Origin of the sequence: Shouchella oshimensis (assembly GCF_004375095.1) — a bacterium.
Classification (GTDB): Bacteria; Bacillota; Bacilli; order Bacillales; family Bacillaceae_D; genus Shouchella; species Shouchella oshimensis.
Genome location: NZ_SNUX01000001.1, coordinates 901,222 through 921,434, shown reverse-complemented (window position 1 = coordinate 921,434; position 20,213 = coordinate 901,222). Strand labels below are relative to the sequence as shown.

Here is a 20,213-nt window from a genome sequence, read left to right as displayed (position 1 = left end):
TGTTTTTTCATGAGTATAGATTCATATTGACTTTGGGAAGCGCTTTTTCGTACACTGAGAGGGGAGGATGGACAATGGAAGGTTTACATATATTACAATTAATTGTATCAATTATACTGTTTTTTATTTTATTTGCCGGAATTGGCTTTCTATTAAATATGGTATTACGATTAACATGGATTATGGCATTTGTATACCCAATCGTTGTACTGCTCATTGTGAACAGAGCACCTTATGGAGCATTTATTCAACAGCCTGGGGAGGCATTTACACAGCTATTCGAGCGATTATCGTCTCTATATGTTGCAGACATCATTGTGTTAACGAGTGGTTTTTTAGGTGCTATTGCCGCTGGGATAATAATGAAATTACTAAGAAAAGCAGGCTATCAAATGTTTTAAAACAGACTAACACAAATGGTCTGTTTTTTTTTTTGCATAATGTTCTCTCTACTGGAAAAGCTGTAGTAGAGGAGTGTGAAATGAAGCATGTATGGTAATTCAACGTTTAAATGGGCATTTCGCCTACTAATGAGTGCATTGTTTATAGGCGCAGTGTTTATGACAATTTTTGTTTTTACTAATGTACCTTTTTCTAAACTTTATGTGCAAGACGTGGGAGAAAAGACGCTTCATGAACATGATCGATCGATACCAGGGTTAACCGTGCCTACTTATACGTTAATGGAACAAGAATTAGAGACAAGTGACTACCATCGTGTTCATGTGACAGCGACAGGCTATACTGCTGGTGAAGAATCGACTGGGAAAAATCCAGGAGACCCCGCTTACGGCATTACGTATTCTGGATTGCCAGTTTTAAGAGATTCTTATTCAACAGTGGCGGCTGATCCCACGGTATTTCCTTTGGGAACCGTATTGTTTATACCTGGATATGGTTATGGCGTTGTAGCTGATACAGGATCGGCTATAAAAGGAACCAAAATTGACTTGTACTATGATTCCATTGAAGATGTCTTTAATGAGTGGGGAAAGAAAGATTTAGATGTTTTTGTAATAAAAGAAGGAACTGGAAACATTACACAAGAGGAATTAAACCAATTAAATGAGCGGACTACTATTCATGATTTTAAGCGTACCCGTGAAACCTAAAAAAACAAGCTCACTGACAGAGCTTGTTTTTTTATATAGAGCCTAAAAGTGGATAAAGAACAAAGGCGAGAATAATCCCTAGTACCGCCCCAAAGAAAACTTCAATTGGTTGGTGTCCAAGCAGTTCTTTTAATTTTTGTTCGTTTTCCTTTTTCGGCCATGTTTTGACTTCTTCAACAAGGCGATTAAAGTCTAATACGAGTTGATTTAACACGGTTGCGTGATACCCAGCGTGTCTTCTGACACCAGTGGCATCAAACATGACAATAACAGCAAATACGGCTGAAATGGCAAAGAGAGAAGAGTCTAAACCATGTTCGATTGCAATAGCTGTTGATACCCCTGTTACTGCAGCCGAATGGGAACTCGGCATACCGCCTGTACTCGTTAGAAGCGATAAGTCTAGCTTACGGGTAGCAATAAATGCGAGAGGAATCTTAATCGCCTGAGCTAATACGATCGCAATTAATGCTGTCCAAAGCGGATAGTTCTGAAAGATTTCCATAGTGTCTTCCTTTCGCTCTTCTCGTTAATCATGATGAGGCTATTATAGCATACCGAAACGGTGATTGCCTGACAGTACGATTTGTTTGAGACATTTTTTTTACATGCTATACTAGTTTTTAAAGAGAGGAGTTGTAAGGATGTTTAAAGAAAAAGCACAATGGAATGTTGGGCAACTAGACGAGGAAGTGCTCGTATTAGCCGTTTGGAGTAAAGGTGAGTTTACACAAGGGGTTCAAGCGATTGATCGTGAAATGAATGAACAGTTAACCGAATTGTCAAAGCAGAAAGCGTTTCCTATAAAAAAAGGAGAATGTATAGACTTTTTCACACTAGGGACGGTAGGAGCAAAAAAAATCTATGCGGTTTATTTAGGCAAGCAAGGGGAGCTACATAGAGACGAATTGCGTCATGCGCTTGGTAACGTTGGATTGAAATTGAAGAAAGAAAAAGTAGGACAAGTTGGGTTTGTTGTCGATAGCTTCTTACAAGGAGGATTATCAACGGATGAGGTTGCATTTACCTTTGGAGAAGCCCTTGCGTTAAGTTCTTACGATAAAGTGACGTATAAAGAAAAAAGCAATGAAGTGAAGAAAAACCTTTCAGCCGTTAGCTTTTACGTAGACGAAGAAGGTTTCACAAAACAGGCAGAGCTTGGATATACATATGGAGAGGGCGCAAACACTGCTCGCCGATTAGTTAATATTCCTGGAAATTTGTTAACGCCGACAGATCTTGCTCACGAAGCGAAAGTTCTTGCTGAAAAGCATGGATTCGACTTTCATGTGCTTGAAGAAGATGAAATGGAATCTCTTGGCATGGGTGCGCTTCTAGCTGTTTCGCAAGGAAGTGATCAAGAAGCGAAAATGATTGTCATGCGCTATAACGGTAATAAAGACAGCAAAGAAGTAACGGCACTTGTTGGAAAAGGATTAACGTTTGATGCAGGTGGATATTCTCTTAAGCCTGCTGCCAATATGCATACAATGAAAACAGATATGGGTGGAGCTGGTGCTGTCCTTGGCGCTATGGATATCATTGGTCAAACAAAGCCGAAGCATAATGTTCTTTGTGTCATTCCTTCTAGTGAGAACCTAATCAATGGTTCAGCAATGAAGCCTGGCGATGTATTAAGAGCAATGAATGGGAAAACAATAGAAGTACGAAATACAGATGCAGAAGGTCGACTCATTCTTGCAGATGGCGTAGCTTATGCTGTACAGCTTGGTGCAACGCGTCTAATTGATGTGGCAACATTGACAGGCGCATGTGTGGTTGCCCTTGGTCATGAGACAACAGGAGCAGTTACAAATGACACCGAGCTGATGGAACGTGTAAGACGTGCTGGTGAAGAAACAGGTGAACTTGTCTGGGCGTTTCCAAACAGCCAACCTTACAAGGATATGCTTAAAACAAGTGATGTAGCCGATTTGAATAACGCTCCTGGTCGAGCTGGTGGAAGCATTACAGCTGGCTTATTTATTGGAGAGTTTGTTGGCACTACACCTTGGGTCCATTTAGATGTTGCTGGCACAGCTTCTAAAGACAAAGGATCATCTCTTGGACCAGCTGGGGCGACGGGTATTATGGCACGAACACTTGCATGGTTTGTGGCTCATTCATAAAAAGCGATTAACAAATCGTAAACAGATAAATAGAGATTAATACTTGTACCGTCAGAAGCATATCGTTATAATGAAGGGTATTAATGAGTGGAACCTATTCAAGCAGAACGTTTCTGTATGAGGAAGGGGAACAAAATGATTGATACTGCTTATGTGGAAATAAAGTGTGCACGTGAGCTTTATGCCGCAAGTCGAAAATATCGAGTCTTTATTAATGATCACTTTGTAGGGTCGTTAAAACGTAGGCAAAAAATGACGATTGAAGTACCAGCAGGAACCCATAAACTTTTCGCAACAAATGACGCATCTTTTACGGAGACCCTTGAATTATCCATTCAAGAAGGTGACAAAGTCTCTTATCAGTTAAAAGGGTGTCGCGATAAATCATTATCTTTTACAAAAATCCTAGCAATATAAACAGTATAGAAAACCGAGAGGCTAAATAAGTCTTTCGGTTTTTTTCGTCTTGACAAAAGAATGGAAAGGGTGATAAATTAGACAAATGTTTTAGTGATTTATCAGACTAAAGGATGATGGTTATGAATGCAGTGATTATTGCAGTACTTTTAATGATTATACTCAGTTTAGCCCGGGTGCATGTTGTCCTAGCTATTACACTTTCAGCTTTAATTGGGGGGCTTATAGGTGGATTAGGATTTTCAGATACAGTTGAAATATATGGAAGTGGACTTGGCGGAAACGCCGAGATTGCTTTTAGCTATGTACTACTTGGCGCATTTGCAATTGGACTATCTAGAACTGGTTTGCCAGACTTCCTAGTAGATCGTTTGCAATTATGGATGAAGCGTAAAGGGGACCGTGATCGAGATACATTAACAAGAATGTTATTGTTTCTTATGCTACTTGTAGTAGCTTGTATGTCCCAAAACGCCGTGCCAGTTCACATTGCATTTATTCCTATTCTAATACCACCTATCTTACTTATTCTCAATCGTTTAGAGGTGGATCGCCGGTTAATTGCTTGCATCTTAACCTTTGGGTTAACAGCTCCATACATGTTATTGCCTTATGGGTTCGGTCAGATTTTTCATAAGACAATAGCAGATAATATGGAAGCAAGTGGACTCTCAATTAATATTGATTTAATTCCTGAAGCCATGCTTTTACCAACAATCAGTACATTCATTGGTTTACTTGTGGCTGTATTTATTACGTACCGCCAGCGACGTATCTATAAAGATGTACCATTATCGGAAGAAAACCATGACGAAACCAAAAGCTATAGCGTAACGTCACTATCATTGGCCGTTTTTGCTGTTGTGGTGACAGTCATCGTTCAGAGCTTCTATCGCGACTCAATGATTCCAGCTGCTTTAGCTGGCTTACTCGTACTATTTGTTTCTGGTGCTGTTAAAGTGAAAAAAACCGATGAAGTAATGTCTGAAGGCATTAAAATGATGGGGTTTATTGGGTTTGTTATGTTAGCCGCAGCTGGGTTTGCAGCTGTTATTCGTGAAACTGGGCATGTGGAAAGTTTAGTGACGAATGTAGCAGGTATGATTAATGGGAACCAAGTGATTGCCGTTCTTCTTATGATGGTAGTAGGTTTAATCATTACGTTAGGTATCGGTTCTTCCTTTTCGACCATCCCCATTATTACAACGCTTTTTGTGCCTCTCGGCTTAGAGGTGGGGTTATCGACACTAGCTATTATTTCTATAATTGGATCAGCTGGAGCCATTGGCGATGCTGGGGCACCTGCTTCCGACTCGACGTTAGGACCGACTGCAGGGTTAAATGCAGATGGACAACATGATCATATATGGGATACATGTGTACCTACTTTTCTCCATTTAACGGTGCCTCTCTTCTTTGTTGGCTGGATTGCAGCTTTAATTTTATAAAAAAACAAAACGCAGTCAGCGACTGCGTTTTGTTTTATTTTACAGCGTCTTTAAGCTGTTTACCGGCTTTAAAAGCAGGTGTTTTCGTTGCAGAGATATCAATTTCTTCACCTGTTTGTGGATTACGTCCTTTTCGAGCGGCACGTTCACGAACCTCGAAGTTTCCAAACCCAATTAGCTGAACGGTTTCGCCTTTTCCTAATGACTCGGCAATTAAATCGAACATACTGTTCACCGCTGTTGTTGCATCTTTTTTAGAGAGCTCTGCTCGCTCCGCAAGTGAGTTAATTAATTCTGTTTTATTCATAACGAACACTCCTTAAAACGTATAAGTTAATTACTGGTACCATCATGCCCAGCTGACATAAGTTTATACATTATCCCTCGTTTTTTTTCTTCATTTGATGGAGAGTGGCATTAATTTCAGCACCAATAATTAAAATAACCCCTGTTAAAAAGAACCAAAACATTAAAATGATCACACCAGCTAATGGTCCGTATGTACTCTCAAAGTTGGTGAAATCATTTACATAAAGAGAAAAGAAAAACGAGATAAGCAGCCACGCTATTGTGGCAACAACAGCGCCTGGAAGACCATCTTTTAATTGCAGCCTTTTATTCGGTGCAATACGGTAGAGTACCATAAGGGAAAAAATCATCACAATAACAGCGACAACCCAACGAAGGTTATTCAAGATAGCGATTAATTCAGATGGAACAGATAAAAAATTCTCCAAGAAATCTAGAATAAGGCTGCCAAATACAGGTAGCGCAAGGGTAATAATGATAACGATAACCATTGCGACTGTAAGGATGATCGCGGTTCCTCTTAAGCGTAAGAAATGGCGCGTTTCCTCGATATTGTACGCCCGATTAACAGAGCGAATAAAAGAATTAATGGCATTTGATGCAGACCAAAGTGTGCCAATGATGCCGATAGAAAACAAACCAACTTGTGGCTCGCCAATGGTGTTCAACACAATCTCACTAAAGGTAATGCCAATTTCACCAGGAAAGAATTCCGTGATCATTTCGGAAACTTGATCATTGTCAATGTCAAAAAAAGATACGCCAGCTAATACAAAAATCATTAAAGGAAATATGGCGAGTAAGAAATAAAAAGACAGAGTGGCGGCTAAGTCGGGAATCGGATCCTTTTTAATTTGTTCCATTAATTTTTTTAAAAAAAGCTTAACATTCATTCGTTCCTCCTAAAAGGTCAATCCCCTAATAAATTTATTTTAGATAAAATCCATCAAAGCTTCGACAGGACAGACTGCTATCCTTTATACTATAAACGAATACGAAAGGAGAGTGTAGCAAATGCCATCAGTAGAAAGCTTTGAGCTCGATCATACAATCGTAAAGGCGCCATACGTTCGACATTGCGGAACACACAAAATCGGAACGGATGGGGAAGTGAATAAATTCGATATTCGATTTTGTCAGCCAAACAAAGACGCACTTAAACCTGACGTCATTCATACTTTGGAACACTTACTAGCCATTAACATTCGTCGATTCTCTGAGGACTATCATCATTTTGATGTAATTGATATTTCTCCGATGGGCTGCCAAACTGGCTATTACCTCATTATGAGTGGAACACCAACTGTAGCTGAGATTATTGATGTTCTCGAAAAGACTATGACTTATTCTCTTCAAACAGAACAAGTTCCTGCTGCAACTGAAAAAGAGTGTGGTCAGGCAGTTCTGCATGATCTAGAAGGAACAAAAGAAAGAATGCGGAAATGGCTTGCAGAAGATAAAGAAAAGCTGAAGCAGGTTTTTTAACTGCCGTTCAGAAAGTATTCGAAAAGCGCTAACGTTTAGTTTGCGCTTTTTTTCTATTTCTCTAACCAAATTTGAATGGGTCGTACGTCTGCTTTTAAAATGTGTTCAAAATGATGGAGGGCAACATGGGTGTCTTTTTGTGTAAAGCTAGCAATGCCATCTTGAGGAATAACGAGGGTATACTCAAGTGTGTAGGCATCATTCGCTGTAAATTGTACACACATATTACCGACAATGCCTGTTAAGACGAGGGTGTGGACCTCAAGATGTTCTAATAATAAGTGAAGTGGTGTGTTAAAAAAACCAGAGTACTTCGGCTTAATGATAGAATAATCCTCTTCAGTTGGTTCGAGGCGAGCGGCAATGGAAGCGCCCAACTCATTGCTTGTTTTAATGTCGTAAACAAGTTGGTTAAAGTCAGATTGCCATTTACCGTAGTTGTCATTAACGTACAGTATTGGGCAACCCCGAGCTTTCATTGCATCTTTTAGTAAGGCGATCTTGTCAGCGATCTCTTTTGTCTGTGGATAGATATCTTCTCCATGCTCAAAAGAGAGCGGATTAATCATATCAATAATAAGTAAGGCAGTCTGTTTATCCATTGTTGTGTACACTCCTAAAGGATCCCTTAATTTTAAACAAGAGATTGGGAAATTCCTGTGTTATGATTAGGATAAACAAACAATGTATAATTACTCTTTAGGAGAAGGATTTGGCGAGGAGAGATGGCTATGTTTGATAAAAAATCAATTGAGATTTTGCAAATTATAGAAGCAAATGGTCGAATCGATTCAGAGAAAATCGCAAAGATGGTTGATTTGACTGCGAAAGAAGTCGATTCGTACATTGAAGAATTAGAAAACAATAACGTAATTTTAAGTTACTCGGCAGTTGTAAATTGGGCAAAGCTTCCTGTCCAAGAAGCAGTCACAGCGATGATTGATGTGAAAGTCGCGCCTAAACGAGGCGTCGGATTTGATGAAGTTGCTGAGCGAATTTATCGCTTTCCAGAAGTGAAGGCCCTTTATTTAATGTCAGGAGCCTATGACTTATCAGTCGTTGTGGAAGGAAAGACTATGCAAGAAACGGCTCGTTTTGTTTCAGAACGCTTGTCTACAATTGATTCGGTTTTATCAACCACAACGCACTTTCAGTTGAAAACCTACAAACATGATGGCGTCATCTTTAAAGAACCTGAAGAAGACCGTAGAATTGTGGTGACACCGTAATGAAACATACTGTTATAAAAAAAGAGCGCTTATCACAAAAGGCATCAAGTATCCAGCCTTCAGGCATTCGACGTTTTTTTGATTTGGCATCTAAAATGGACAATATTATTTCCCTAGGCGTTGGTGAACCTGATTTTGTCACGCCATGGAATGTACGTGAAGCAAGCATTTCCTCCTTGGAAAGAGGATTTACCGCTTATACAGCAAACGCTGGCCTACCGGAACTTCGACAGGCGATTTCGCATTATATGGAACAGCGTTATCGTGTTCACTATAACCCAGAAGAAGAAATTCTTGTAACGGTTGGTGCAAGTGAAGCCATTGATATTGGGATGAGAGCGATTTTAGACCCTGGTGATGAAGTCATTATTGTGGAACCGACGTTTGTCTCTTATGCGCCGCTCGTAACCCTTGCTGGTGGAGTTCCTATCCCGGTAGGAACGAACGCAGAAAATCATTTTGAAGTGAATCCTGCTGATATTGAAAAAGTAATCACCGAAAAAACGAAGGCCATTATGATTTGTTACCCGAATAACCCGACTGGTGCTTCCTTAAATAGAAGAAAGTTAGAACAAATTGCTGCAATCATTCAGAAGCATAACTTACTTGTATTTTCAGATGAGATTTACTCTGAACTATCATACGACGATGAGCACACATGCTTTTCAGAATTACCAGGTATGAAAGAGCAAACGATTGTGATCAATGGGTTTTCAAAAGCATTCGCAATGACAGGATGGAGACTTGGTTTTGTTCTTGCGCCTCCTGATCTACTGCAAGCTATGCTCAAAATTCACCAATATAGCTTAATGTGCGCGCCGACGATGGCACAGTATGGAGCGTTAGAGGCATTACTACACGGTATGGAAGATGTAGAGAAAATGAAATTGTCCTATCAACAGAGACGGAACTATTTTGTGAAAACCGCTAATGAGATTGGCTTGCCGTGTCATAAACCGAGTGGTGCTTTTTATGCATTTCCATCCATAAAACATACTGGCTTATCTTCTGAAGCGTTTGCGGAAAAGCTACTTTTAGAAGAACGGGTAGCTGTGGTTCCTGGTGCTGTATTTGGTGAAGGTGGTGAAGGGCATATTCGCTGTTCATACGCTACATCGCTAAAGAATTTAGAAGAGGCTCTTAATCGGATTGGACGTTTTCTGAAAAAACATGACTGGCAAAAGAGAACATAAAGTTTTTTTTAGAAAGGATCGTAATATATGAGTACACTTCGACAACAAAACCCATTAATACATTGTATGACAAACCTAGTTGTAACAAATTTCACTGCCAATGGACTTCTTGCTATCGGTGCTTCTCCAGTAATGGCTTACGCAAAAGAAGAGACACATGAAATGGCAGAAGCGGCAGATGCACTTCTGTTAAATATTGGCACGCCGTCTGAAACTGTTGTTGAATCAATGATTCATGCTGGTCAAGCAGCGAATAAAAAAGGTACACATGTTATTCTTGATCCTGTTGGTGCTGGAGCGACATCGTTTCGAAATGAAATGATTGCTCGGATTTTACAGCACGTGGATATTACTCTTATTAGGGGAAATGCAGGAGAAATAGCAGCGATTTTAGGAGAGGTGGGGACTGTTAAAGGGGTCGATGCACAAATTAAAACAGACCCGGTTGTCCTCGCAAAACGTGCAGCAAAGGAATTAAAGACACTGATCGTTGTAACAGGTGAGCAAGATGTTGTGACGGATGGGTCCCGTACGGTTACGATAAAAAACGGGCATGAGTGGTTAACACGTGTAGTCGGAACCGGATGTTTATTAGGTGGTGTCCTGGCGGCTTATTTAGCTATAAATAGGGACGACAAGATTAAAGCGGCAGCAGAAGGTCTTGCTTATTATGGGGTCGCCGCAGAACGTGCCTATGCAAAAGCAAGTGATCGAGGCGTTGCTTCTTTTCAGTTGGAATTTTTAGATGCTTTAAGCACGTTATCAGAAGAAGAAGCAGAATCGTTTTACCGAATGGAATGGCTATAAAAGAGGAGTTAAGTATGATTAAACAATTAACGATAGATCTACCAGAAGAAATAGGAGCCAATTTAGTAAAGAAAGGAATTGAGGAACCAACACCTATACAGGATATTGTTATCCCTCGAGCCATTCAAGGCGATAGCTTAATGTTTCGGTCGCAGACAGGCTCAGGAAAAACGCTGGCTTACGTACTGCCATTACTTTCTGCGATCGCTGCAAAAGAACAAACGATACAAGGGATAATTGTCGCTCCATCTCAAGAACTTGCTGTCCAGATTGAAACGGTTATTAAAGAAGTAACAACCAATACAGACATCACATCAATGGCGTTTATAGGTGGAGCGAATATAAATCGTCAAGTTGAAAAACTAAAGAAAAGTAAGCCGCATATTGCTGTTGGAACACCAGGAAGATTAATGGAGCTTGTTCGTTTAAAGAAACTGAAACTAACCAATGTGCGCCTATATGTGCTTGATGAAGTCGATCGATTAGTGGAAGAACAAGAATCGTGGAAAGATGTAGAAGAGTTAGGGAAGCGTCTTGGTTACGATGTACAAGGGTTATTTGCATCAGCAACGATTCCGAAAGGCTTAGAAGATCGACTAAAAGTATTTTCTCCTAAAGTGGAAAAGATTGAAGAGAATACGTCTACATTACCAGAACAAATCGAACATGTAGCGCTTACGATTGAAGAGCGTGATCGAGTTGATACAGTTCGAAAAATTATTCATGCTGAACAAGTGACAAAAGGCATTGTGTTTGTGAATCAGTTAGAACGTTTAGTGGAAACCGTCGATAAACTACGGTACCGCAAAATTCAAGCTGTCGGTCTATCGTCTGAACAGACAAAAATAGAGCGGGAACAAGCCATTTCTCAATTTAAAAACGGTACAGCCACACTGTTAGTAGCAACAGATGTGGCGGCAAGAGGAATTGACGTTGAAAAAGTTACCCACATTATCCAATTAAATGCCACTCGTTCTGTTGAAAGCTATCTTCATCGGGCAGGTCGAACAGGTAGAGTGAATGAAGCAGGGAAAGTGATTTCTTTGTTTAATGAGCAAGAACTGTATTTAAAAGAGAAATATGAAAAACGGTTAGCGATTACGATTACAGACGCTATTTTACAAAATGGGGCCTTGATCACACAATAAACACTTGATCAGACTTTGCGCTATAGCGAAACCTATGGTAAAATTAAAAGGTTAAATCATTGTTTAGGAGTTGTGTTTAATGTCTAATTACGAAGAAGGTAGCATTATCGAAGGGAAAGTAACGGGAATCAAGCCGTTCGGTGCCTTTGTTGCGATCGATGAAAAAAAACAAGGACTTGTTCATATATCTGAAGTTGCTCACGGTTATGTGAAAGATATTGCAGATGTATTAACAGTAGGAGACGAAGTTAAAGTCAAAGTGATGTCAGTAGATCAAGAATCTGGAAAGATTTCTTTATCAATCCGTGCAACGCAAGAGGCGCCTGCTCGTCCACAAGCGAAACCACGTGCTAATACTGGCGGTGGAGCGCGTAAACCTCAAGCTCCTCAACAGAAACAGCAAGGCTTTAATACATTAGAAGATAAGTTAAAAGAATGGTTAAAGCAGTCTAATGAAATTCAAGCAGATTTAAATAAGCGCGCGAAGAAATAAAAAAAACAGCTAGTGAAAACTAGCTGTTTTTATCGTTGTGGCTCGACTTCATGGTCTCTGCCTAATTCTTCTTTAGGCTTTAATAAAATGGAAATAGCGTAAAGACCTGCTAATCCAACTAAAGCGTAAATAAGTCGAGAAATGATTGATGCTTGACCATTGAAAATAAAAGCTACAAGGTCAAAACGGAAGAATCCAATTAGTCCCCAGTTAATGGCACCAATAATGGCTAATACTAAAGCTGTTTTTTGAATCCCGCTCATTCGATTTCACCTCCTAATGATTGTGCACAGTAATGATGTGCTCCTCTTAGAATGGGATAGAATGGGCGTGTTTATGTTAGGTGATGTCTGCCAATAATGAAGCATTGTCTTTGCGGAAATGATAAAAACACGCTACCATAGATATGGATAAATGAAAAAGGAGGCTCCTTAATGGACGCTTTTACGTTTTATAACCCAACAAAATTAATTTTTGGACAAGGAAAAACAGAAAGCTTAGCAGATGAGCTTGTTGTCTATGATCGAAATGTGCTACTTGTTTACGGTGGTGGCAGCATTAAAAATAATGGCTTGTATGACAAGGTAAGACAGCAGTTGGAATATGCAGGCTGCAATGTAACGGAGCTAGCAGGTGTTGAACCAAATCCTCGTTTAACAACGGTGCAAAAAGGAATTGATTTATGCAAAGAACACGCTATTGGCTTTATTTTAGCTGTAGGTGGTGGAAGTGTCATTGATGCCACGAAGGCGATTGCAGTAGGTGCTCGTTATGATGGAGACATTTGGGACATTATTACCAAAAAAGAGCTTGCTGAAGATGCTTTGCCTTTTGGAACGATCTTAACGTTGGCAGCTACAGGATCTGAAATGAACTCTGGTTCTGTTATTACAAATTGGGAAACCCACCAAAAGATCGGCTGGGGCTGTATTTTTACATTTCCGAACTTCTCTATTCTAGATCCGGAAAACACAGTGTCGGTTCCAAAAGATCAAACGGTATACGGTATAGTCGATATGATGACGCACGTTCTAGAAGCGTATTTTCACCCTGCAGAAAACACACCGTTACAGGATCGTATTTGTGAATCAATTTTGACCACTGTTATAGAGGCAGCGCCAGATTTACTAGACAATCTTGACGATGTTGATTTAAGGGAAACCATTCTTTACAGTGGTACGATGGCACTTAATGGAATTACGCAAATGGGTGCTCGGGGTGACTGGGGATCTCATAACTTAGAACATGCCGTTTCAGCCGTTTCGGATATTCCACATGCTGGCGGTCTAGCTATACTATTCCCTCACTGGATGAGACATAGTGTTGATGTAAACCCAGAAAGAGGTGCTCAATTAGCACAACGGGTATTTGGTGTTGATCGTTCTGGAAAAGAAGATCGTGATGTCGCTTTAGAAGGCATTAATAAACTTGCTTCTTTCTGGACAGCTTTAGGTGCACCTACGACATTAAGCGAGTACAATATTACAGAAGATCAACTTGATGAAATGGCGGATATTGCAAGTGCGAACGGTATTTTTGGGAACTATCATAAAATTGGTCGCCCGGAAGCACTAGAAATTTTAAAACAAGCACTTTAATGTATGTTGCAAAGACAGTCCAAAAGGGACTGTCTTTTTTCATTACGTTTTTCTCATTCTGTAACAAGCCTTTTCCGTGTATAATAAACGGGAAGGAGAGTGAAGGGTTTGGCAAAAACACGTGTAGGAATTATATTCGGTGGAAAATCAGCTGAGCATGAAGTATCGCTTCAGTCAGCAAAAAACATCGTAGACGCCATTGATAAAGAGCGTTTTGATGTAACACTTATTGGTATTGATAAACAAGGGCAATGGCATTTAAATGAAGCCACGAACTTTTTACTGAATGAACATAATCCCGCTCTAATCGAGCTTAATAAATCTAATCAAGGCATATCCTTTATGCCTGGTAAAGAGTCCAATCAACTTCAGCCAGTTGATCAAAATACAGCCTTAGGACAACTAGATGTTATTTTCCCAATCGTCCATGGTACTCTTGGAGAAGACGGATCCTTACAAGGCATGATGCGATTAGCAAATTTACCCTTTGTTGGTTCAAATGTATTAGGCTCTGCTGTTAGTATGGATAAGGACGTTGCAAAAAAACTGCTTCAAGTAGCAGGTTTACATGTTGCTAATGGTGTTAGCTTTACACGCGCTACAAAAGATCAAATTGACTTTAAAACCATTGAAAAAAACCTTGGAATGCCTGTTTTTATTAAACCGGCCAATCAAGGGTCTTCAGTTGGTGTAAGTAAAGCATCGAATGAAAAAGAATTTAACGAGGCAATTGAATTGGCTTATTCCTATGATCACAAGATTTTAATTGAAGCGGCTGTTGTTGGTCGAGAAATTGAATGTGCCGTTTTAGGGAATCATTACCCTAAAGCAAGTGTTTGTGGTGAAATTTTACCTCAAGATGGCTTTTATTCATACGATGCAAAATACATTAACGAAGACGGCGCCAAATTAGCTATTCCTGCTGATTTAAGCGATGAAGTAAGTAAAACCATTAAAGACATCGCCATACGTGCATACCAAGCACTAAATTGTGAAGGATTAGCAAGAGTGGATGTCTTTTTAACAAACCAAAACGACGTAATTATTAACGAAATTAATACATTACCAGGATTTACAAAAATCAGTATGTATCCAAAGCTTTGGGAAGAGAGCGGTTTATCCTATCAAGATTTAATTTCAACGTTAATTGATTTAGCCATTGAACGACACGAGCAAGACAAACTACTGAAGAGTTCAGTATTTGAGCGCTGATGACTTGTGTTTTTGGCCTCCTTTCGGTACATTAATGAAGTACCGAATAGAAGGAGGCTCTTTTTTATGGCACATATTCAATTTGATTACAGTAAGGCACTTTCCTTTTTCGGAGAGCATGAGATGAAGCAATTGCAAGACCAAGTAACAACAGCACATCAAGCCCTTCACGAAAAAACAGGAGCAGGAAATGACTTTTTGGGATGGATTGACTTACCGGTCGATTATGATAAAGAGGAATTTGCACGTATACAAACAGCAGCAAAGAAAATTCGCCAAGATTCAGATGTGCTCATTGTGGCAGGAATCGGCGGCTCATACTTAGGTGCACGAGCAGCAATTGAAGCATTAAACCATTCGTTTTTTAATGTGTTATCCAACGAACAACGGAACGCACCACAAGTCATTTTTGTTGGTCAAAATATTAGTTCAACGTATATTCGCGACTTGTTCGACTTACTTGAAGGCAAGGATGTTTCCGTTAATGTTATTTCTAAATCAGGAACAACGACGGAGCCAGCCATTGCCTTTCGTATCTTCCGAGACTTCTTAGAAAAGAAATACGGAAAAGAAGAAGCGCGCACGCGTATTTATGCTACAACAGATAAAGAGAAAGGTGCGCTTAAGACGCTTGCAAATGAAGAAGGCTACGAGTCGTTTGTTATTCCAGACGATGTTGGCGGACGTTTCTCTGTTTTAACAGCAGTGGGTTTATTGCCTATTGCTGTATCTGGTCTAGATATTGAGCAAATGATGAAAGGTGCTCAAGAAGCTAGAGATGCGTATGCGTCACCGACATTAGAAGAAAATGAAGCATATCAATACGCAGCCGTTCGTAATGTTCTTTACAATAAAGGCAAAACCATTGAGCTAATGGTGAACTATGAGCCCCAGCTTCACTTTGTTTCCGAATGGTGGAAGCAACTATTTGGCGAAAGTGAAGGCAAGGATCAAAAAGGAATTTATCCTGCATCAGTAGACTTCTCCACAGATCTTCATTCAATGGGTCAATACGTACAAGATGGACGCAGAGACTTGTTTGAAACGGTTCTTCATGTGGAGCAAGTGGACAAGCATATTGAAATTGAAAAAGCAGATCAAGACTTGGATGGATTAAATTATCTTGCTGGAGAAACGATGGATTTTGTGAACAAGCAAGCGTTTAAAGGTACGATGCTCGCCCATACAGATGGTGGAGTACCAAATCTAATTGTGTCCATTCCAAAACTAGATGAATATACGTTTGGTTACCTCGTGTATTTCTTTGAAAAGGCAGTTGCAGTGAGTGGATATTTGATGGGAGTTAATCCATTTGATCAACCAGGCGTAGAAGCATACAAGAAGAATATGTTTGCGTTACTTGGCAAACCAGGATTTGAAAAAGAAAAAGAAGAGCTTGAAAAGCGTCTTTAAAAGGTGAAGTACGGATGAATTGTCATCCGTACTTTTTTTTATGTATAAGTTCCACGTAGCCTCACACACTATCAATAAAACGTTTAGGGGCGATAAGAATGATTGAGCTTTCATCAAAAATTGAAGGAAAAGTCGTAAAGGCAAAAGAATTAGAGTCGCTACTAACTCCCCTTGGCTATGATCTAGGTGGAAATTGGGATTATGACCATGGTTATTATGATTACAAGCTTTCTGAAGAAGGCGGATATACGTTTTTACGACTCCCATTTACTGCTGTAGAAGGAGAAGTGGGATCAAGTGGTGCAGTCTTTAAATTAGGAAAACCTTATTTGTTAAATCATGTTTATCAAGATGGAAATACGGATGAAGGCATTGGTGGCTATGTACCTCCAGCGGTAGACGGGCTCATTAATCAATTCCAACGTCCTATTGATAAAGACGGAGAAGTGGATGAAAAGTACGTAAACACCGCAAAAAATTTACTGGAGGAAGTCGAGCAGACGTTTCACATCTAGATAGCTGTTGCAGTCCCTCTAGCTTCTTGCTAAAGTAAAATCAGAAGTTGGAGGGATTATTATGGTAGATGCTATCGTTCTTGCAATAGCAGTTTTTTTCGGTTGGATGATTTTGGATGTTGTAAAAACAAAGAAATTAACAGGAGAAGTCGTCATCCAAGCGGGATTTGTCGGCATAGTGGCAGGTATATTATGGTATGGAATCGGGGTATTATTATCATAAATAATTTTAGCTGAATGGGCTATACATAGAGTGGTGCTACAAGTTAAAGAATTGTCGTAAAAAATAGTGTAATGAGATTAGTTGAAAAAATTAAACATAATCTCTTGACAACAATCGTGTGGTAGTTCTACAATTCTTGTAGAACTACCATACTAGTATAAGTAGAGTGTAGGAGGTGACTCATATTCGCATCGACTTAGAGGTAAAGGGATCTACTCGCGATTTTGCCTATCACTATTTAAAAGAACGAATCATTGATTGGGACTTAAAACCAGGCACAAAAATATCTGAAAAAGAAGTTGCTGAAGAGATTAGCGTAAGTCGTACACCTGTTAGAGAAGCTTTCTTGCAGCTTGCACAGGAAGAATTGCTAATTATTATTCCGCAAAAAGGAACGATTGTTTCGAAAGTTGATTTAGATTTAGTTGAAGAAGGTCGTTTTGTTAGAGAACAAATTGAAAAAGCTATTGTTAGAGAGGTATGTACAACAATTGATGACAGTCAGTTATTTAAGCTAGAAAGCAATTTAATGATGCAAGAGCTATGCTTAAAGAAAGGCTCACATAATCAATTCTTTCAATTAGATGAAGCATTTCATGAATTGTTGTTTGAAGTCTGTAATAAGAAAAGAACATGGAATCATATTAGGAAAATGAACAGTCATTTCGATAGGCTGAGAATGCTTAGGCTAGTGAAAATCCATGATTTCAAAGTAATTCTCGGACAACATAAGGATATTTATCAATGCATTGTTGAGCAAAAACCAGATCAAGCGGAAGTGATTATGGAAAAACACATGAAGCTTGTTTTTATCGAATCAAAAGAATTAAAAATGAAAAATCCTGAATATTTTTATTAGAATTTCTATTTTAAAGTCATTTGAAAGCGCTAACATATGTTGTTTATAACATTCGTTTGTTTCAAATGATTGATCATGCTGGTTTTATTCAATTTAGAAAGAGCGAAACTATGGAATCGGTTATAAAGGTTGAATCTTAAATGCGAAAGGAAGATGAGTATGATCAACGTTGCGATTATAGGAACTGGGGCTATATGTCCATCTCATATAAATGGCTATTTAGAATTTAATGACAGATGTAAGATTGTAGCTTTTTGCGATATATATCCAGAAAAAGCGAAACAGACTGCGAACGACTGGAATCTAGATGTAGCCATTTACAGTGACTATAAAGAATTGCTTAGACAAGAGAATGTTGACCTTGTTTCGATCTGCACTCCACCATATACACATGCGGATATTGCAGTTAAAGCGCTCAACGAAGGCAAACATGTAATCGTTGAAAAACCAATGGCTTCTTCTTTAAAAGAATGTGATGTGATGAATGAAGCTGCTAGCAGATCAGGTAAAATTTTATCAGTTGTTGCCCAAAATCGTTTCACCTCACCAATGATGAAATTAAAGCATGTATTAGAGACGAAGTTAATGGGTCCGATTTTACATACACAAGTAGATTCCTTTTGGTGGAGAGGCCATAGTTATTATGATTTGTGGTGGAGAGGAACTTGGGAGAAAGAAGGGGGTGGTTGTACATTAAACCACGCTGTCCATCATATTGATATTTTTCGATGGATGAATGGTCTGCCTACGGAAATTACCGCTATGATGAGCAATGTTGCCCACGATAACGCTGAAGTAGAGGATCTATCTATCGCGATTGCACGTTATGAAAGTGGAAGTTTAGCACAAATTACAAGTTCAGTTGTGCACCACGGAGAAGAACAGCAGCTTATTTTTCAAGGAAAGCATGCGCGTGTTTCCGTTCCGTGGAGACTAAAGGCATCAACTTCTCTTGATAATGGATTTCCTTTGGAAGATCCAGTGTTAGAGCAACAATTACAAGCAGCTTACGATTCAAAAGAGGATTTAATACATGAAGGCCATGCAGGACAAATAGAGGACGTATTGCAAGCGATTGAAGGGAAAAAGGACGTGCTAGTAAATGGATATGATGGTAGGCAAACCCTTGAGTTAATTACGGCTATTTTTGAATCAGCAAGCTTAGGAAAAACAGTTAAACTTCCTTTAGATAATACAAGCCCGTTTTATTCAAGAGAAGGTATCGTTGAAAAGGCGACTCATTTTTATGAGAAAAAAGCGAGTATTGAAAACTTTGAAGTGAATGAAATCACGACTGGTGGAAACTACGAATCGTCGTAACTATTTTTTTGTATTTTTGATAAATGGGAGGCGTTAGACATGGATAAAAAGGACGGAATGAATTATGCGCCGAAAGGCAAAGTCAATCGGGTCGTCAATGAAGGAGAATTTACTTTTGCGGCCATTGGTTTAGACCATGGGCATATTTATGCGATGTGCAATGGCTTGTTAGAAGCAGGGGGAGAGCTTGTAGCTGTTTATGATCCAGATATGGAAAAAGTAAAAGCTTTTATTGAGACGTTTCCTCAAGCTGAAGTCTCAAAATCAGAAGAAGATCTATTAACCAACCCCTCTATTAAATTAATTGCAGGTGCGAGTATCCCGTCAATGCGTTGTGAGTTAGGGTTAAAAGTGCTTGATCATGGAAAGCATTATTTTGTTGATAAACCAGCCTTTACCACTAAAGAACAAGTAGAGAAAGCAAAAGCAAAAACAGAAGAAACGGGTTTACGTTGGGGAATTTACTATAGTGAACGTCTTCATGTAGAAGGTGCTGTTTTTGCGGGTCAGTTAATCGAAGAAGGTGCGATAGGCAGAGTTGTACAGGTTATTGGAACAGGACCACATCGTGCAAACCCATCGATCAGACCAGATTGGTTCTTTGAACGAGAGCATGTAGGAGGCATTCTATGTGATATTGGCAGTCATCAAATTGAACAGTTCCTTCATTATACAGGGGCAAAGGATGCGAAAGTACTTCATAGTAAGGTAGCGAACTATCGTTTCAAAGATTATCCGAGCTTCGAGGATTTTGGAGATGCAACGCTTCTTGCTGACAATGGTGCTACTTTCTATTTTAGAGTGGACTGGTTAACACCTGATGGTTTAGGAACTTGGGGAGATGGACGGGTCACGATACTAGGAACGGATGGTTATATCGAGGTCCGTAAGTATATTAATATTGCTCAACAGGATAGTGGTGATCATGTCTATTTAGTTAATCATGAAGGGGAAAAGCATTACGCCTGTCATGGAAAAGTTGGGTATCCGTTTTTCGGAGAATTTATTCTGGATTGTTTGAACGGAACGGAAAAGGCGATGACGCAGGAGCATGCTTTTAAAGCTGCGGAACTTTGTATTGAAGCGCAAGATATGGCGATCCGAGTGGAAGAAGCGAGTCGCATCACTTCCAAATAAAGAAGGAAAGATAAAGGTCTTGCGGTGAATGAAGTGTTATCGATTGATGAAAAAATTGCACTAATAAAGATGGGAGCAGTGTTTTCATTAAGGACAAGTTGTAAGTTCATACTGATCCCGAAACTAGCAAAAAAGTTGAAGCAGACATGTTCGAATTCGGCTGAGC

At 39.5% G+C, this 20,213-nt stretch carries 24 protein-coding genes; 19 read left to right on the top strand and 5 right to left on the bottom strand.

Going from position 1 to position 20,213, the window contains the following annotated elements; translation table 11 throughout:
• Window positions 1-74 precede the first annotated feature (74 nt).
• The gene (locus E2L03_RS04805; RefSeq protein WP_055737479.1) at window positions 75-401 is read left to right on the top strand and encodes a YuiB family protein; all 327 of its coding nucleotides are present in this window, start codon (window positions 75-77) and stop codon (window positions 399-401) included.
• A gap of 87 nt (window positions 402-488) precedes the next feature.
• The gene (locus tag E2L03_RS04800) at window positions 489-1,112 is read left to right on the top strand and encodes a 3D domain-containing protein (RefSeq protein ID WP_038482377.1); all 624 of its coding nucleotides are present in this window, start codon (window positions 489-491) and stop codon (window positions 1,110-1,112) included.
• A 31-nt stretch (window positions 1,113-1,143) separates the two neighbouring features.
• Here the strand turns inward: E2L03_RS04800 and E2L03_RS04795 are convergent, their stop codons facing one another.
• Window positions 1,144-1,617: a divergent PAP2 family protein gene (locus tag E2L03_RS04795; RefSeq protein ID WP_038482374.1), complete on the bottom strand. Its 474-nt coding sequence runs from the start codon at window positions 1,615-1,617 to the stop codon at window positions 1,144-1,146.
• Between the two features lie 139 nt (window positions 1,618-1,756).
• Between E2L03_RS04795 and E2L03_RS04790 the strand changes: the two genes are divergently transcribed.
• From E2L03_RS04790 to E2L03_RS04780, 3 genes are all read left to right on the top strand, one after another.
• Window positions 1,757-3,241, top strand: coding sequence for a leucyl aminopeptidase (locus tag E2L03_RS04790; RefSeq protein ID WP_134258637.1), 1,485 nt, complete (start codon window positions 1,757-1,759; stop codon window positions 3,239-3,241).
• A gap of 135 nt (window positions 3,242-3,376) precedes the next feature.
• Window positions 3,377-3,658, top strand: a complete 282-nt coding sequence (locus E2L03_RS04785; RefSeq protein ID WP_038482368.1) for a hypothetical protein — start codon at window positions 3,377-3,379, stop codon at window positions 3,656-3,658.
• A gap of 122 nt (window positions 3,659-3,780) precedes the next feature.
• Window positions 3,781-5,106 (top strand): Na+/H+ antiporter family protein, encoded by a 1,326-nt coding sequence (locus E2L03_RS04780; RefSeq protein ID WP_095150565.1) that lies wholly within the window; start codon window positions 3,781-3,783, stop codon window positions 5,104-5,106.
• 34 nt (window positions 5,107-5,140) lie between these two features.
• Here the strand turns inward: E2L03_RS04780 and E2L03_RS04775 are convergent, their stop codons facing one another.
• Both E2L03_RS04775 and E2L03_RS04770 read right to left on the bottom strand, forming a co-directional pair.
• The gene (locus E2L03_RS04775; protein WP_035397595.1) at window positions 5,141-5,413 is read right to left on the bottom strand and encodes a non-specific DNA-binding protein Hbs; all 273 of its coding nucleotides are present in this window, start codon (window positions 5,411-5,413) and stop codon (window positions 5,141-5,143) included.
• A gap of 70 nt (window positions 5,414-5,483) precedes the next feature.
• Complete coding sequence (locus E2L03_RS04770) at window positions 5,484-6,308, bottom strand: YihY/virulence factor BrkB family protein (protein ID WP_055737476.1); 825 nt, start codon at window positions 6,306-6,308, stop codon at window positions 5,484-5,486.
• Window positions 6,309-6,429: 121 nt separating this feature from the next.
• On the opposite strand from E2L03_RS04770, the gene E2L03_RS04765 reads away from it, so the two are divergent.
• Window positions 6,430-6,900 (top strand): S-ribosylhomocysteine lyase, encoded by a 471-nt coding sequence (locus E2L03_RS04765; RefSeq protein WP_038482360.1) that lies wholly within the window; start codon window positions 6,430-6,432, stop codon window positions 6,898-6,900.
• 53 nt (window positions 6,901-6,953) lie between these two features.
• Here the strand turns inward: E2L03_RS04765 and E2L03_RS04760 are convergent, their stop codons facing one another.
• Window positions 6,954-7,502, bottom strand: a complete 549-nt coding sequence (locus E2L03_RS04760) for a cysteine hydrolase family protein (RefSeq protein WP_038482357.1) — start codon at window positions 7,500-7,502, stop codon at window positions 6,954-6,956.
• Window positions 7,503-7,631: 129 nt separating this feature from the next.
• Between E2L03_RS04760 and E2L03_RS04755 the strand changes: the two genes are divergently transcribed.
• The 5 genes from E2L03_RS04755 to yugI all read left to right on the top strand — a co-directional run bounded on the left by E2L03_RS04755 (window position 7,632) and on the right by yugI (window position 11,770).
• Window positions 7,632-8,129, top strand: a complete 498-nt coding sequence (locus E2L03_RS04755; RefSeq protein ID WP_038482354.1) for an Lrp/AsnC family transcriptional regulator — start codon at window positions 7,632-7,634, stop codon at window positions 8,127-8,129.
• Window positions 8,129-9,322: an aminotransferase gene (locus E2L03_RS04750; protein WP_055737474.1), complete on the top strand. Its 1,194-nt coding sequence runs from the start codon at window positions 8,129-8,131 to the stop codon at window positions 9,320-9,322. The genes E2L03_RS04755 and E2L03_RS04750 overlap by 1 nt, the downstream gene beginning before the upstream one ends.
• A 27-nt stretch (window positions 9,323-9,349) precedes the next feature.
• A complete protein-coding gene (thiM, locus tag E2L03_RS04745) occupies window positions 9,350-10,129 on the top strand; it encodes a hydroxyethylthiazole kinase (protein WP_134258636.1) in 780 nt (259 codons plus the stop codon).
• A gap of 14 nt (window positions 10,130-10,143) precedes the next feature.
• A complete protein-coding gene (locus E2L03_RS04740) occupies window positions 10,144-11,277 on the top strand; it encodes a DEAD/DEAH box helicase (RefSeq protein WP_134258635.1) in 1,134 nt (377 codons plus the stop codon).
• A 79-nt stretch (window positions 11,278-11,356) separates the two neighbouring features.
• Window positions 11,357-11,770 carry a S1 domain-containing post-transcriptional regulator GSP13 gene (gene yugI, locus E2L03_RS04735; RefSeq protein WP_035397581.1) on the top strand — a complete coding sequence of 138 codons (414 nt, stop codon included), beginning with the start codon at window positions 11,357-11,359 and terminating at the stop codon, window positions 11,768-11,770.
• 29 nt (window positions 11,771-11,799) lie between these two features.
• Here yugI and E2L03_RS04730 read toward each other — a convergent pair whose 3' ends face one another.
• Window positions 11,800-12,033, bottom strand: a complete 234-nt coding sequence (locus E2L03_RS04730; RefSeq protein WP_038482341.1) for a DUF378 domain-containing protein — start codon at window positions 12,031-12,033, stop codon at window positions 11,800-11,802.
• A 171-nt stretch (window positions 12,034-12,204) separates the two neighbouring features.
• Between E2L03_RS04730 and E2L03_RS04725 the strand changes: the two genes are divergently transcribed.
• From E2L03_RS04725 to E2L03_RS04695, 8 genes are all read left to right on the top strand, one after another.
• A complete protein-coding gene (locus tag E2L03_RS04725; protein WP_038482338.1) occupies window positions 12,205-13,368 on the top strand; it encodes an iron-containing alcohol dehydrogenase in 1,164 nt (387 codons plus the stop codon).
• A 108-nt stretch (window positions 13,369-13,476) separates the two neighbouring features.
• Entirely contained in the window at window positions 13,477-14,580 is a 1,104-nt protein-coding gene (ddlA, locus tag E2L03_RS04720; protein ID WP_055737472.1) for a D-alanine--D-alanine ligase, read from the top strand.
• Window positions 14,581-14,646: 66 nt separating this feature from the next.
• Window positions 14,647-15,993 carry a glucose-6-phosphate isomerase gene (locus E2L03_RS04715; RefSeq protein ID WP_038482332.1) on the top strand — a complete coding sequence of 449 codons (1,347 nt, stop codon included), beginning with the start codon at window positions 14,647-14,649 and terminating at the stop codon, window positions 15,991-15,993.
• A gap of 98 nt (window positions 15,994-16,091) precedes the next feature.
• Window positions 16,092-16,508 carry a YugN-like family protein gene (locus E2L03_RS04710; protein WP_055737470.1) on the top strand — a complete coding sequence of 139 codons (417 nt, stop codon included), beginning with the start codon at window positions 16,092-16,094 and terminating at the stop codon, window positions 16,506-16,508.
• Between the two features lie 61 nt (window positions 16,509-16,569).
• Window positions 16,570-16,731: a hypothetical protein gene (locus E2L03_RS20215; RefSeq protein WP_166740182.1), complete on the top strand. Its 162-nt coding sequence runs from the start codon at window positions 16,570-16,572 to the stop codon at window positions 16,729-16,731.
• A 175-nt stretch (window positions 16,732-16,906) separates the two neighbouring features.
• On the top strand, window positions 16,907-17,590 hold the full coding sequence (locus E2L03_RS04705; protein ID WP_038482327.1) for a GntR family transcriptional regulator: 684 nt from the start codon (window positions 16,907-16,909) through the stop codon (window positions 17,588-17,590).
• A 159-nt stretch (window positions 17,591-17,749) separates the two neighbouring features.
• Window positions 17,750-18,910, top strand: a complete 1,161-nt coding sequence (locus E2L03_RS04700) for a Gfo/Idh/MocA family protein (protein WP_134258634.1) — start codon at window positions 17,750-17,752, stop codon at window positions 18,908-18,910.
• A gap of 39 nt (window positions 18,911-18,949) precedes the next feature.
• Window positions 18,950-20,047 (top strand): Gfo/Idh/MocA family protein, encoded by a 1,098-nt coding sequence (locus E2L03_RS04695; protein WP_038482322.1) that lies wholly within the window; start codon window positions 18,950-18,952, stop codon window positions 20,045-20,047.
• The last annotated feature ends 166 nt before the right edge of the window (window positions 20,048-20,213 follow it).